Annotated in this window: 16 protein-coding genes; all 16 read right to left on the bottom strand. The window is 74.3% G+C overall.

The window, feature by feature from the left end; translation table 11 throughout:
- Positions 1–37: 37 nt before the first annotated feature.
- The 16 genes from RF644_RS12555 to ffh all read right to left on the bottom strand — a co-directional run bounded on the left by RF644_RS12555 (position 38) and on the right by ffh (position 13,874).
- Positions 38–382 (bottom strand): DUF2469 domain-containing protein, encoded by a 345-nt coding sequence (locus RF644_RS12555; protein WP_144836305.1) that lies wholly within the window; start codon positions 380–382, stop codon positions 38–40.
- Positions 379–1,152, bottom strand: coding sequence for a ribonuclease HII (locus tag RF644_RS12560; RefSeq protein ID WP_368796751.1), 774 nt, complete (start codon positions 1,150–1,152; stop codon positions 379–381). Before RF644_RS12560 ends, RF644_RS12555 begins: the two co-directional genes overlap by 4 nt.
- Entirely contained in the window at positions 1,142–2,047 is a 906-nt protein-coding gene (gene lepB / locus RF644_RS12565) for a signal peptidase I (RefSeq protein ID WP_368796752.1), read from the bottom strand. The genes RF644_RS12560 and lepB (RF644_RS12565) overlap by 11 nt, the downstream gene beginning before the upstream one ends.
- Before the next feature lie 62 nt (positions 2,048–2,109).
- Positions 2,110–2,790: a signal peptidase I gene (lepB, locus tag RF644_RS12570; protein ID WP_368796753.1), complete on the bottom strand. Its 681-nt coding sequence runs from the start codon at positions 2,788–2,790 to the stop codon at positions 2,110–2,112.
- A gap of 16 nt (positions 2,791–2,806) precedes the next feature.
- Entirely contained in the window at positions 2,807–3,211 is a 405-nt protein-coding gene (gene rplS / locus RF644_RS12575; protein WP_017833754.1) for a 50S ribosomal protein L19, read from the bottom strand.
- 195 nt (positions 3,212–3,406) lie between these two features.
- The gene (trmD, locus tag RF644_RS12580) at positions 3,407–4,225 is read right to left on the bottom strand and encodes a tRNA (guanosine(37)-N1)-methyltransferase TrmD (RefSeq protein ID WP_368796754.1); all 819 of its coding nucleotides are present in this window, start codon (positions 4,223–4,225) and stop codon (positions 3,407–3,409) included.
- On the bottom strand, positions 4,225–4,878 hold the full coding sequence (rimM, locus tag RF644_RS12585) for a ribosome maturation factor RimM (RefSeq protein WP_368796755.1): 654 nt from the start codon (positions 4,876–4,878) through the stop codon (positions 4,225–4,227). Before rimM ends, trmD begins: the two co-directional genes overlap by 1 nt.
- Positions 4,879–5,017: 139 nt before the next feature.
- The gene (locus RF644_RS12590) at positions 5,018–5,260 is read right to left on the bottom strand and encodes an RNA-binding protein (protein WP_017833757.1); all 243 of its coding nucleotides are present in this window, start codon (positions 5,258–5,260) and stop codon (positions 5,018–5,020) included.
- A gap of 2 nt (positions 5,261–5,262) precedes the next feature.
- Entirely contained in the window at positions 5,263–5,697 is a 435-nt protein-coding gene (gene rpsP, locus RF644_RS12595; RefSeq protein ID WP_031283142.1) for a 30S ribosomal protein S16, read from the bottom strand.
- Positions 5,698–5,878: 181 nt separating this feature from the next.
- A complete protein-coding gene (locus tag RF644_RS12600; protein WP_109222457.1) occupies positions 5,879–7,060 on the bottom strand; it encodes an ABC transporter permease in 1,182 nt (393 codons plus the stop codon).
- Positions 7,057–7,998: an ABC transporter ATP-binding protein gene (locus RF644_RS12605; protein ID WP_109222458.1), complete on the bottom strand. Its 942-nt coding sequence runs from the start codon at positions 7,996–7,998 to the stop codon at positions 7,057–7,059. Before RF644_RS12605 ends, RF644_RS12600 begins: the two co-directional genes overlap by 4 nt.
- Positions 7,999–8,158: 160 nt before the next feature.
- Positions 8,159–8,848: a response regulator gene (locus RF644_RS12610; RefSeq protein ID WP_368796756.1), complete on the bottom strand. Its 690-nt coding sequence runs from the start codon at positions 8,846–8,848 to the stop codon at positions 8,159–8,161.
- Positions 8,845–10,353, bottom strand: a complete 1,509-nt coding sequence (locus RF644_RS12615) for a sensor histidine kinase (protein WP_368796757.1) — start codon at positions 10,351–10,353, stop codon at positions 8,845–8,847. The genes RF644_RS12610 and RF644_RS12615 overlap by 4 nt, the downstream gene beginning before the upstream one ends.
- A 65-nt stretch (positions 10,354–10,418) precedes the next feature.
- Entirely contained in the window at positions 10,419–11,726 is a 1,308-nt protein-coding gene (locus tag RF644_RS12620; protein WP_368796758.1) for a hypothetical protein, read from the bottom strand.
- Between the two features lie 71 nt (positions 11,727–11,797).
- Positions 11,798–12,283, bottom strand: coding sequence for an NUDIX hydrolase (locus RF644_RS12625; protein WP_017833764.1), 486 nt, complete (start codon positions 12,281–12,283; stop codon positions 11,798–11,800).
- A gap of 7 nt (positions 12,284–12,290) precedes the next feature.
- Positions 12,291–13,874, bottom strand: coding sequence for a signal recognition particle protein (gene ffh / locus RF644_RS12630; protein ID WP_144836312.1), 1,584 nt, complete (start codon positions 13,872–13,874; stop codon positions 12,291–12,293).
- Positions 13,875–13,881: the final 7 nt, after the last annotated feature.

Below are 13,881 nucleotides of genomic sequence, written 5' to 3' on the forward strand. Positions count from 1 at the left end.
CCCGCCGAGGGGCCCCAGGGGCCGTGTGCAGGGCGGATCAGGAGGTCGCGGGCCCCTCCGGCACGGGCCCGGCGGCGCCCGGCACCGCGAAGGGGTCCGCGTGGGCGAGTTCCTCCACGTTGACGTCCTTGAAGCTCATGACGTGCACGTGCTTCACGAAGCGGGCGGAGCGGTAGACGTCCCACACCCACGCGTCCTTGAGCTCCACGTCGAAGTACAGCCCGTTCTTCGTCTCGACCGGCTCGACCCGGACCGAGTTGGCCAGGTAGAAGCGGCGGTCCGTCTCCACCACGAACTGGAAGAGCCCGGCGACGTCCCGGTACTCGCGGTACAGCTGCAGCTCGAGGTCCGTCTCGAAGTTCTCGAGTTCTTCGGCGCTCATGTCGTCCCGTCTCCGATCGTGCTCGGCGCGGCCGCGGGCGGTGCCTGCGTGAGCCGCCAGCTGAGCCGGTGGTGCGGCGTGGTCCCGTGCTCCTCGAGGGCGCGGCGGTGCCGGACGGCGCCGTAGCCCTTGTTGCTGTCCCAACCGTACTGCGGCCAGCCCGCGGAGAGCTCGCCCATGACCCGGTCCCGCTCGACCTTCGCGAGCACGCTGGCGGCGGCGACGGATGCGCACGTCAGGTCGGCCTTGACGCGGGTCACGACCTGTCCTTCCCACCCGTGCACCGGGAGGTCGTCCGCCGCGGGCGGGGGGTCGCCGAAGAGCGTCCCGGCGCCGGGCTCCGAGAGCCAGTCGTGCGCGCCGTCGAGGAGCACGACGTCGGGCGGCGTCCCCCGCCGCGCCGCGGCCGCGATCGCCCGGTGTCCGGCCAGGCGCAGCGCGGCCGTCAGCCCGAGTCCGTCGATCTCCTGCGGCGAGGCGTGGCCGACGCCGGCGGCCGTGCACCAGGCGAGGATGCGGGGGACGAGCGACTCTCGCCGTGCAGGGGTGAGCAGCTTGCTGTCCCGCAGCCCGGGGACCCCGCGCCCGGTCCCGGGTCGCAGGACGACCAGCCCGGCGGTGACGGGTCCGGCGAGGGCCCCGCGGCCCACCTCGTCCATCCCGCCGACGAGGCGCCCGTCCGGCTCCTGCAGGGACCGCTCGACGACGAGCCCCGGGGCCCCGCCCCGGGGCGGCGCCGCGCGCCGGCCCGGCCGGGGCTCAGGAGCCACCGGCGGACCGGTCGGCGACGTCCGCGAAGACCTCGTCCGGGTTCTGCAGCAGCTGGAACCGGTCGAGCGGCCAGGCGATGACGAACGCGGTCCCGACGACGTCGTCGTGGCTGATGAACGCGCCGTTGTCCGCGATCTCGGCCAGGTGCACCCGGGCGTCGGCGGACGCGTCCCGGTGGTCGCCCAGCACGAAGTAGTGGTTCTCGGGGACCTCGACCTCGAACTCGAGCTCCGAGGGCGCGGACCCGGGGTGGAGGTACGCGTCCTGCTCCTCGAGGGCCTCCCCGTTGACCGTGACCCGCCCCGAGGCGTCGCAGCACGCCACGGTGTCGCCCCCGACCCCGATGACGCGCTTGATGAGGTGCTGGTCGGTGCGATCGGGCAGCACGCCGACGAAGGCCAGGGCGTCGTAGACGGCGTCGGTCGGCCCGCCCCCGCTGTCGGGCTGGGCCGGCAGCCAGCCCTTGGCGTCCTCGAAGACCACGATGTCCCCGCGCTCGAGCGGGCCGAAGGTGGGCTCGAGCACGTTGACGAAGATGCGGTCGTTGAGCTGGAGGGTGTTCTCCATCGAGCCGGAGGGGATGTAGAACCCCCGCACCAGCAGGGTCTTCACGACGAAGGCGATGAGCACGGCCCAGACCAGCACGAGGAGGATCTCCCGCGCCGAGCCCCAGAAGGTGTCGGGGCGCTTCTTGCGGGAGCTCCGGGCGGAGGAGCGCCGCCCCGCGCGGCGCGACGACGCCTGGTCCGGCCCGTCCTCGGCGCCGTCGAGGGGTGCGGTGGCGCGCTCCGCGTCGGCGGTAGGCGCTGCCGGGACGGGAACGGCGGCGTCACCGGGGACGCCGTGGTTCTCCTGGGGCACGCCGTCGCCGGCGGGCTGGGTCCTGTCGGCCACTGCTCTCGTCCTTCCTGGGCGGACGCCTGTGGGCGTCCGGATCCGGATCCGTGCGGATCGCGTCAGAGCTGCCCGGCCCGTTCCCGGGGCCACAGAACAGCAATGGGTTCTCCGATGACCTTATCCGCTCGGACCAGTCCGCCACCGGGCGCGCCGAGCAGACTGCGCGAGTCCACCGACACCGACCGGTGGTCGCCCATCAGCCAGAGCCTGCCCTCCGGGACCACCGCGGTGAACTCGACCTCGCTGGGCCGGTCCCCGTCGAGGACGTAGTCCTCGACGATCTCCTCGCCGTCGACCTCGAGGCGGCCGGAGGGACCGCAGCAGGCGACGGTGTCCCCGGGGGTGCCGACGACCCGCTTGAGGTACACGCTGTCCGAGCCGGTGAGCCCGCTCCACCGGCCGAGGGTCTGCAGGACCTGCGCGGGCCACGGGTCGTCGCTGTGCAGCGGGGCGAAGCTGCCCCGCCCGTCGAAGACCACGAGGTCGCCCCGTTCGAGATCGCCCTCGTCGACGAGCTTGCCCACGAGCACCCGGTCCCCCGGTTCGACCGTGGGCTGCATCGAGTCCGACCCGATCCAGTAGACGTCCAGCACGAAGGCGCGCAGCAGGCCGGTGACCAGCACGGCCGCCAGGAGGGCGAGGACGACGGAACGCCAGCCCCGAGCACGGAGCTGGCGTTCTCGCCGAACGGCGTGGGACCCGGTGGCGCGGGGGTCCCGTGCGCGGGTTCCGGTGGACACCGAAGCGCGCGCTGTCCTACTTGCCGGACTTGCCGGACTTGACGGCCTTGCCGGACTTCGAGGACTTGGCCGTGGTGTTGTCGCGCTTCTCGCGGATGCGGGCGGCCTTGCCGTGGCGGTCGCGCATGTAGTAGAGCTTCGCGCGGCGGACGTCACCGCGGGTGACAACCTCGATCTTCTCGATGACCGGGGAGTGCACCGGGAAGGTGCGCTCCACGCCCACGCCGAAGGAGACCTTGCGGACGGTGAAGGTCTCGTGCACGCCGGCGCCCTGGCGGCCGAGGACGAAGCCCTTGAAGACCTGGACGCGGGAGCGGCTGCCCTCGACGATGTTGACGTGCACGTTGAGGGTGTCGCCCGGACGGAAGTCGGGGACGTCGCTGCGCAGCGACTTGGCGTCGAGCTGGTCGAGAATGTTCATGGTGACTCTCCTGGTGAACGCCGCAGGTCGCTCACGTGGGTCGGCACGGATCCGTGGTGGCGGGGCGGTGCCCGGTCCGGGTGCGGGATCCGCAAGACGTGGTGACGGGAGCCCTGTTCGGGGTCCCGGGTGTCCGGCTGTTGGTCGCTCATCCCCCTGCGGCAGGGGCGTGCCCAGCAGACACACAGCTGAACATTATGCCACAGGTTCCCCGGAGGCGCCGTCCCCGGCGCGCACCACGTGTCCGCCCGAGACGACCCACCCGGCCTCGGCCAGGACGGCGCGGTCCGCGCGGTCCAGGCCGGCGGGGTCGAGGGACGCGACGAGGTCGGGGCGGCGGGCGGCGGTGCGCTGCAGCTGGCGGTCCCGCCGCCAGCGGGCGATCCGGCCGTGGTGGCCGGAGAGCAGGACCTCGGGGACCGGCCGGTCCCGCCACAGCGCGGGCTTGGTGTAGACGGGGTACTCGAGCAGGCCCTCGGCGTGGGACTCCTCCACGAGGGACTCGGGGTTGCCGACCACGCCGGGCACGAGGCGCCCGATCGCCTCGACCATGGCCAGCACGGCGACCTCCCCGCCGTTGAGGACGTAGTCGCCGAGGCTCATGGGGCGGACCTCGAAGTGCTCGCGGGACCAGTCCACCACGCGCTCGTCGATGCCCTCGTAGCGCCCGCACGCGAAGACGAGGTGCTCCCGCAGGGCCAGCTCGCGGGCGGTGGCCTGGGTGAAGACCTCACCGGCCGGGGAGGGCACGACCAGCACCGGCCGCTCCCCCGCCGGCGCGGGTCCGCCGCCGAGGACGGCGCCGAGCGCCGCGGCCCACGGCTCCGGCTTCATCACCATGCCGGCCCCGCCGCCGTAGGGGGTGTCGTCCACGGTGCGGTGCCGGTCGGTCGTGAACTCGCGCAGGTCCGTCACGGTCAGTTCGAGGAGGCCCTGCTGCCGGGCCTTGCCGATCAGGGAGAGGTCCAGGGCGGAGAGGTACTCGGGGAAGATGCTGACGACGTCGATGCGCATCAGCGCCCGCCCTCCGGCGCCCCGTCCGTGGGGTCCCCGCCGCCGGAGTTCCCGTCGCCGGGGTTCACGGCGTCGCCGTTCCCGTCGTCGTCGTTCCCCTCGTCGGGCTTCCCGTCGTCGAGGCCGAGCTCGAGCAGCCCCGGCGGAGGGGTCACCACGACGAAGCCCCCCTCGGGGTCGACGACCGGGACGATCTCCTCGACGAAGGGGAGCACGGCCTCACGCCGCCCCTCGTCGAGCTCGATCTCCAGCAGGTCCTGGACGGGCAGGGTGCGCAGCCCGGTGACCACGCCGATCCGCGGGCCCGACCCGTCCTCGGGGCCGGTGCGCACCTCGAGGTCGACCAGCTCGTGCTCGTACCACTCGTCGGACTCGGGGTCCTCCTCCAGCGCCTCGGCGTAGAGGTGGGCTCCGCGCAGGGTCTCGGCCCCGTTGCGGTCGGGGACCTCCTCCAGGGCCACCACGAGCACGGCCTTGTTCCAGCGCGCCCCGCGCACGGTGACCACGCCCTCGGGGGCGAGCGGGACGGACGGCTCGAGCAGCAGCCGGGCGCCGGGGGCGAAGCGCTCCTCCGGGGCGTCGGTGAACAGCTGCACGGTGACCTCCCCCCGGATGCCGTGGGGCTTGCCGACGCGGGCGACCTGGACCTTCATGGATCTCCTGGGGGTCGGCGGCCGGGTGGCCGCGGGGAGGGGTGCGGTGACGGGGAAAAGCCGACGGTCCCCGCATCCGGTGCGGATGCGGGGACCGTGCGGGCGGCGGGACCGGACGCCGGGGCGCCCGGTGCGCGCCTCAGCGGGTGCGGTCGGTGTCGACGACGTCGATCCGGACCGGGCCGTCCTCGGCGAGTGCGCCCACGACGGTGCGCAGCGCCTTGGCCGTGCGGCCCTGGCGGCCGATGACCCGCCCGAGGTCGTCCGGGTGCACCCGGACCTCGAGGGTCTCCGACCGGCGCCCGCTCTTGACACGGACGTCGACGTCATCGGGGCTGTCCACGATCCCGCGGACCAGGTGCTCCAACGCGTCGGCGAGCATGACTACTCGGCCTTCTCGGCGTCAGCCGCGGGGGCGTCGTCGGACTCGGCACCGGGGGCGGCCGGCTCGGCCTTCTCGCCCTTCGGGGTGATCGCCTCGGGGACGATCACGGAGCCCTTGTCGGGGGCGACGAACTCGGCCTTGGGCTCGCGCGTCCGGAGGGTGCCCTCGGCGCCCTCCTCGCCCTTGAACCGCTGCCAGTCGCCGGTCACCTTCAGGATGGCGGCGACGGCCTCGGACGGCTGGGCGCCGACGCCGAGCCAGTACTGGGCCCGGTCCGAGACGACCTCGATGTAGGAGGGGTGCTCGGTCGGGTGGTACTTGCCGATCTCCTCGATGACGCGGCCGTCGCGCTTCTTGCGGGAGTCGACGACGACGACGCGGTAACGGGGATCGCGCATCTTGCCCATGCGCTTGAGACGGATCTTAACAGCCACTGGTGTGGACTCTCCTGGTTCTTGGATGAGGTGAACGCCCTGGTCTCGCTCCCGTGGGGCGGGCCGGTCACAGGGGTTCTGTGGACACGAGAAACGTGCGGCGAGAGGGACCGCACGCATCGAGTACCCGTCCAGTATGCCAGACGCCGTCAAGTCCGGCCTCCCGCGGCGCGCTGCCCGCTCACTGCTCGAGGCGTGCGGCCTCCCGCCATGTGAGGGAGCGTCCGCCCTGGAACACGGCGCGCTGGTAGATCCGCTCCCCGAGGCGCAGCAGCACCCAGGCCGCGGCGAGGGCCAGCGCGAGGGACAGCACGGGCTGCCACCAGGCGACGCCGCCGTCCAGCATCCGGATGGGCATCGCCACCGAGGAGACGACCGGGACGAAGGACGCGGCCGTGAGCCACGCGCCCTCGGCGTAGAGGCCCACGAAGAGGGCTCCGATGAGCACCGTCATGATCGGCCCGGTGTTCGTCTGCAGGTCCTCGGAGCGGGAGGCCAGGGAGCCGAGGACCGCCCATACGGAGGCCTGCGCGGCGAAGCCCGCCACGAAGAAGGCCACGAACCAGCCGGACGCGGCGAGGATCCAGCCGACGTCCGCGGCGGCGCCCGTGACGTTGACGCCGACGAGGCCGACGGCGGCGTAGAGCCCGATCTGACCGAACGCGAGCAGGGAGTTGCCGAGCACCTTGCCGTAGAGCAGCTGCCGGACGGGGACGGCGGTGGCCAGGATCTCCACGACCCGGTTCTGCTTCTCCTCGAGCACGGAGTTGGCGATGGCCATGCCGAAGAGGATGGCGGCCAGGTAGAACAGGAACGCGAAGACGAAGCCCACCACGAGCCGTGCGGGGCCGCGGTCCTGGCCGCCGGACAGCAGCTCGGTGCGCACCTCGGCACCCGCGGTCAGCTCCTCGGCGGTCGTCCCGGCGGCCCGGGCGCCGGCCGCCAGCGTCTCCGCGGCCACCGCGTCCTCGAGGACCCGGGCGAGGGCGGGGTCGACGTCGTCCTGGCCGACCACCGTCCACCCGTCGAGGTCCCGCAGGAGCGCGGCGTCGGCGGTCCCGTCGGCCACCGCCTCGCGGGCCGCGTCCGGGGAGTGGGCGGAGTGCACGGTGAGGGTGTCCTCACCGCGCTCGGCCAGCTCCTGCGCGGCCCGCGCCGCGACGGGCGCCGCGTCGGGCGCCGCGGTCGCCAGGACGTGGTCGGCGGCCCGGCCTCCGAACAGGGCGGAGGCGGCGATCGAGGCGGCCACGAGGAGCACCGTGACCACCGTGGAGAGCAGGAAGGACCGGTCCCGCAGCTTGACGGAGATCTCGCGGGACGTGACGATCCACCAGGGGCGGGCTGCGGGCGGGCGGGCGCTCATCGGGTGACCTCCCGGTAGACGTCGGACAGGGAGGGCACGATCTCGGCGAACTCCAGGAGCCCGCGGGGCACGGCGGTCTCGAGGACGCGGCGGCGGGCGGCGGCGTCCTCGAGCTCGAGCACCGCGGCCGGTCCGTCGACGTCGACGACGCGCACGCCCGGCAGGTCCCGCACCCAGCCGGCGTCCTGCTCGCAGCGCAGCCGGTGCCGGCGGGGACCGGTGCGGCGCAGGTCCTCGGCCGTGCCGGAGGCCAGGACCCGGCCGCCGGAGAGGACGACCAGGGAGTCGCAGAGCCGGTCGACGAGATCGAGCTGGTGGCTCGAGAAGAGCACGGGCACGCCCTGGGCCGTGTGCTCGCGCAGCAGCTCGACCATGGAGTCCACCGCCACGGGGTCCAGGCCGGAGAACGGCTCGTCCAGCACCAGGGCGGCGGGCCCGTGCAGGAGCGCGGCGGCGACCTGCACCCGCTGCTGGTTGCCGAGGGAGAGGGACTCCAGCCTGTCCTTCCCGCGCTCGGCCAGGCCGAAGCGCTCCAGCAGCCGCCCGGCCTCCGCGAGGGCGTCCCGGCGGTCCATGCCGTGGAGCCGGCCGAGGTAGCCGAGCTGGTCGAGCACCGGCTGCTTGGGGTAGAGCCCCCGCTCCTCGGGCATGTACCCGAAGCGGGCCCGGTCCGCCGCGGTGGCGGGACGGCCGTCCCACAGGACCTCGCCGGCGGAGACGCGCAGCACGCCCATCAGCATCCGCATGGTCGTGGTCTTGCCCGCGCCGTTGGCGCCGACGAAGCCGGTCATCCGGCCGGGCTCGACCCGGAAGGAGACGTCCTCGACCACGGTGCGGCCCCCGAAGGACCGGCTCAGGCCCCGCGCCTCCAGGACGTGCCCCTCGGGGCGGCTCCGGAAGCGGGTCGTGGTCGCGGCGGGGGTGGTGCTGGTGCTCATGGGCCCGGGTCCTCTCGGGGTGCGTCCTCCCGGTGGGTGCCGGGCGGCTCGTGGTCAGCCTACGAACGCGGGGACCCCGGCGGATCCCCACCCGGGCGGAGTGCGGGTGCCCCGGGGAGCGGACCGCGGCCGGCGGCCTCCGTCCCGGGGCGGAGCCCGCTCAGTCGACGAGGCCCGCCCGGTGGGCGAAGACGACGGCCTGCACCCGGTCCCGGGAGCCGGTCTTGGCGAGGATGTTGGACACGTGCGTCTTGACGGTGGCGGGCCCGAGGAACAGCCGCTGGGCGATCTCCGCGTTGGACAGCCCGTCCGAGACCAGCAGCAGCACCTCGTGCTCCCGCTCGGTGAGGGACTCGACGACCCGGCGCCGGGCGGGGTCGGACGGCAGGGGGTCGGCCGGCGCGGGAACGGCCTCGGGGGCGGGTGCCGGGGCGTCCGCGGTCAGGGCCCGGATGACGCGCAGCGTGGCCTCGGGGGCGAGCAACGCGTGGCCTCCGGCCACGGCGCGCACGGCCTCCACGAGGTCGTCCGGGTCGGCGTTCTTCAGCAGGAACCCGCTGGCCCCGGCGGCGAGCGCGTCGAAGAGGTAGTCCTCGCGGTCGAACGTGGTGACGATCACGACCTTCGCGCACCCGGTCCCGACGATCCGGCGGGTGGCCTCGATGCCGTCCATGACCGGCATCTGCACGTCGAGCAGGGCCACGTCCACGGCCCCGCCGCGGGCGGCGGCGACGGCCTGCGCGCCGTCGGAGGCCTGGGCCACGACCTCGATGTCGTCCTCCACGGACAGGACCATGGCGAAGCCGGAGCGCACGAGGGCGTGGTCGTCGGCGAGCAGGACACGGATCATGCCTCCGATCCTCGCAGAATCCTGTCCGGGGCGCCGGAGGCGGCGCCGGCGGCCGCGTCCGGGGCGGCTTCCCCGGTGCCGCCGGGGGGCAGGGGGCAGCGGGTGCGGACCCGCCAGCCGGGCCGGCCGGAGCGCGGCCCGATCTCCGCCTCGCCGCCGTGCAGACGGACGCGCTCGCGCAGCCCCTGGAGGCCGAACCCGGTGCCGGCGGTGCCGCGGCGGGGCGAGCCGTCGTCGAGGACCTCGAGCTCGAACCACGGCTGCCCCTCCGGGCCGCGGCCGGTGCGCAGGGTGACGGACGCGGTGCCGGCCGTGGAGTGGCGGATGACGTTGGACAGGGACTCCTGGGCGCACCGGAAGACGGACAGGCCGAGGGCCGGCGGGATCCTGTCCAGGTCACCCGGGACGGCCTCGACGGTGCGGACGTCCACCGCGAGCCCGTTGTCCGCGTGCCGGCGGGCGAGGGCGGCGATGTCGGCGAGGCCGGGGTCCGGCCGGCGCGCGGCGTCGGGGGCGCCTCCGCCGGGGCCCGGGGCGCCCTCCTCGCCCTCGGCGCGGAGCACGCCGAGCAGCTGGCGCATCTCTCCCACGGCGGTCCGGCTGGACGTCTCGATCGTGCGCAGGGCGGTGGTGGCGGCGGCGGGGTCACGGTCCAGGACCTTGCGCGCGGCCCCCGCCTGGATGCCGATGACGGACACGTGGTGGGCGACGACGTCGTGCAGCTCCCTGGCGATGCGCAGCCGTTCGTCGACGACGGCGCGGCGGGCGATCTCGGCGGACTGCTCCCGGATCCGCTGCGCCTGGGCCGCGAGGCGGTGCTGCTGCAGCGCGGCCCGCCAGGACGCACGCCCGGCCAGCACCGCCCCGCCGAAGTACACGGCGTTCACGATCAGGGTGTACACCGCGTAGGACGGCAGCTGGGGCAGCGGCCCGTCGACCTCGCCCAGACCGGAGAGGAAGTCCGCGTAGGCGTTGGTGATGGTGAAGGCGCCGAGCAGCCACAGCCCCATGGTGCCCACGACCACCGACATGGCGACCCACAGGGCCTGGCGGTCGCGCGACCAGGCGACGGCGGCGTAGAGGGCCGCGAAGTAGGCGCCCTGGAAGGGCAGCGTCATGGCGGCCGTGGGGCTCGCGTAGGTCAGGCCCAGGAACAGGGCGGAGGACGCGACCACGACCGGCAGCGGGTAGCGACGGCGCACGGCGAGGGGCACCACGATGAGCACGGTGCTGAGGTAGAAGCGCCAGGGCTCGTCCCCCTCGGCGAGCCCCGCGTAGCTGTGCAGCAGCACGGAGGCGAGGAGGGTGACGAGCAGGAAGCCCAGGGCGGCCAGCACGTCGTTGCGCCGCTGGGCCGCCGTGGGCGCGGGCCGGGACCAGAACGGGTCCTCGGGGTCGTTCAGCCAGGCGGTGACGCGCACCGCGAGCGGAGCGCGCCGGACGGGGGCCGGGTCCGGTCCCGCGTCCGGGGCGGTGTCCGGGTCGGTGGTGGGTCGGGTGTGCACGCCCCCACGGTAGCCCGCGGCGGCGGCGCGCGACTTCCGCCCCGCGGGGGATCCTGCGGGGGCGCTCAGCCGCGGTGCAGGCCGAAGAAGCGGCGCAGGCGTGCTCGCGAGCCGGGGGCTGCGGAGGGCTCGGGGAGCTGGGCGGCGGGCCCGGGGGCCGCGGGCCGCTCCTCGTTCCGCCGGCGGCGCGCGCCGCGCAGGGCGGCGTAGTAGACGCTCTCCGCGGCGGCGTCCGCGAGCAGCGCCGCGGAGAGGGTGCCGAGCACGCGCGCCCCGGCCCCGCCGCGCCGGGCCGCGCCGGCGAGCCCCACCCCGACGGCCGTCTCGGTGCCGGCGACGGCCAGCAGCAGCTCCGGGCGGCGGACGAGGGCCCGCTGGTACCGCGCGAACAGCCCGTCGCCGGTGGGCTCGGTGGTCATCCCCCGCAGCAGGGCCGAGCCCACGCCCGTGGGCTCGTAGTGCTCGGCGCCCTCGGTGGCCGTGAGCTCCCGGTGGCCCTCGACGACCTTGGCGGCGAGCACGGGCAGGCCCAGCAGCTGCAGGACGGACTCCAGGACCAGGTCGGTGGACTCCCCCAGCACGTAGTTGCGCAGCCGGTTGGTCTCGGCCGGGTCCAGGTCGAAGACGGAGGCCACGGACTCGATCTGCAGGTCCGAGGTGCCGCCGGAGCACAGCCGGACGAGGTCGCGCTCGAACCGGGCGGCCGGCGTCTGCTCGGCCTCGACGGACACGCCGCCCACGGGGAGCCAGTCGGGGCCCCACTCGAGGGCGCACACGGCGTCGGCCGCCTCGAGGTCGGTGACGGACGCCGGGTCCTCCCCCGCGAGCAGGACCTCGAAGGAGCGGGTGGCCCCGTCCGAGGACAGCGCCACGGCGGTCTCGGCGAGACCGGTGCGCACGGCCCAGAAGTCGACCTCGGCGTCGAAGACCACCACGGACCAGCCGTGCCGGGACACGGCGGTGAAGCCGGTGCCGGACAGGGCCGCCAGCACGGGCAGCTCGGGGGCGTCCAGGTGCACGAGCAGCACCCGGCGCAGCCCCGGGTGCTCGGGCTGGAGCTGCTGGCCGGTCATCCGCACGAAGGTCTCGGAGAGCTCGTCGAGGGTGCAGCCGGGCTGCACGGAGCCGTCCTCGGCCCCCTGCGCCAGCCGGCCCTCGGCGTCGGCGAGGAACATCAGCTGCGTGGCCCGGGGGCCCTCGGCGTAGGCGCTGATCAGGCGGTGGTGGGCGATGACCTTGCGCATCCCCTCGCAGGTGGGGCGCGGCCCGGGTCCGTCGGACGCGGTGTCCTCCGTCGCGCACAGCACCGTGGCCGGGACCAGGTCCCACGCGGAGGTGGGGGATGCGATGTCGTCGGCGGGGAGTGAGGTCATGGCGTCCATGCTACGCCGTCGACGAGGCCGGGCCGGGGGCCCGGGGCGTGCGCCCGGTGGCCCCGGGGCGCTCAGCGCGGCCCGTCGACGAGCTCGGCCGTGGTGCCGTCCTCGAGGGCGGCCAGGCCCGCCCGCAGGCGGCGGGCCAGTCCGGGCCGCAGGTACCGGTCCAGGTCCTCCGGCGCCGTCCAGCGGTGGCTGAGCAGCTCCTCCTCCTGGATCGTGATGGGCGTGTCGGCGCCGATGACGCCGCCGTCGTAGACGAAGGAGACCGAGTCCCCCCACAGGCCCATCGCCACCCCGTGGTGGACGACGAGGAGCCGGCCCTCGGGCAGGTGCAGGCCGACCTCCTCGACGACCTCGCGGAAGCACCCGGTGCGGGGGTCCTCCCCCGCCTCGACGGTGCCTCCGGGCACGGTCCAGTCGGACTTGTAGTTGGGCTCCACGAGGAGCACGCGGCCCTCGGGGTCCCGGATGAGGGCCTCCGCGGCGAGGCGGCGGGTGGGCAGCGAGTCGACGAACTGCTTCAGCTCGGTCTCGGACAGGTAGGAGCTCACGGCGCGATCACTGCCCCAGGAACTTCTCGAAGCCCTTGGGCAGGTTCAGGTCCGCGGGGTCCGGCTGCCCCGGTGCCGCGCCGAACGCCGATCCGGCGGGCGCCTTCTGCTTGCGCTGCTGCTCGAGGGCCGCGTTCTCCTGCGCCCGCTTGGCGGGGTTGCCGGAGCGGGACCCGCCCTTCTTCGCGGAGCCCTTGCCCTTGCCCTTCTTCGGGCCGCCGCCCGCACCGGGCATGCCGGGGATGCCGGCGGGCATGCCGGGCACGCCCTTGCCCTGGGCCAGGCGCTTCATCATCTTCTGCGCCTGGGCGAAGCGCTCCATGAGCTGGTTCACCTCGGAGACGGTGACGCCCGAGCCCTTCGCGATGCGGGCGCGCCGGGAGCCGTTGATGATCTTGGGCGCGACCCGCTCGTGCGGGGTCATGGACCGGACGATGGCCTCGACGCGGTCGATCTCGCGCTCGTCGAAGTTCTCGAGCTGCTCACGCATACCGGCGGCGCCCGGCATCATCATGAGCATCTTCTTCATCGACCCCATCTTGCGCAGCTGCTGCATCTGCGCGAGGAAGTCCTCGAAGGTGAAGTCCTCCTGGTCGGTGAACTTCCGGGCCATCTTCTCGGCCTCGTCGCGGTCCCACTGCTTCTCGGCCTGCTCGATCAGCGTGAGGACGTCGCCCATGTCGAGGATGCGGGACGCCATGCGGTCCGGGTGGAACTGCTCGAAGTCGTCGACGTTCTCCCCGGTGGAGGCGAACATGATGGGCTTGCCGGTCACGGAGGCCACGGACAGCGCGGCGCCGCCGCGGGCGTCGCCGTCGAGCTTGGACAGGACCACGCCGGTGAAGTCGACGCCCTCGTTGAAGGCCTGGGCCGTGTTCACGGCGTCCTGGCCGATCATGGCGTCGATGACGAAGAGCACCTCGTCGGGCCGGACGGCGTCGCGGATGTCGCGGGCCTGGTCCATGAGGGCCTCGTCGATGCCGAGGCGGCCGGCGGTGTCCACGATGACCACGTCGTGCAGCCGCGCGCGGGCCTGGGCCACGCCGTCCCGGGCGACCTGCACGGGGTCGCCCGTGGGGTCGTCGAACTCCGAGGTGGTGCCCGGGTGCGGGGCGAAGACCGGCACGCCGGCGCGCTCGCCCACGACCTTGAGCTGGGTGACCGCGTTGGGCCGCTGGAGGTCCGAGGCCACGAGCAGGGGGCGGTGGCCCTGGCCCTTGAGCCACTTGCCGAGCTTGCCGGCCAGGGTGGTCTTGCCGGCGCCCTGGAGGCCGGCGAGCATGATGATCGTGGGCCCGGTCTTGGCCATCCGGATCCGGCGGGTCTGGCCGCCGAGGATGTTCTGCAGCTCCTCGTTGACGATCTTCACGACCTGCTGGCCGGGGTTCAGCGCCTCGGAGACCTCGAGCCCGAGGGCGCGCTCCTTGACCGCGGCGGTGAACTCCCGCACGACCGGCACGGCGACGTCGGCGTCGAGCAGGGCGCGGCGGATCTCCCGCACGGTGGCGTCGACGTCCGCCTCGGTCAGGCGTCCCTTGCCTTTGAGGTTCTTGAAGGTGGCGGTCAACCGGTCGGACAGTGAATTGAACACGGGTCGA

It is taken from the genome of Kocuria sp. CPCC 205258 (genome assembly GCF_040981005.1).
In the GTDB taxonomy this organism is placed as follows: domain Bacteria; phylum Actinomycetota; class Actinomycetes; order Actinomycetales; family Micrococcaceae; genus Kocuria; species Kocuria rosea.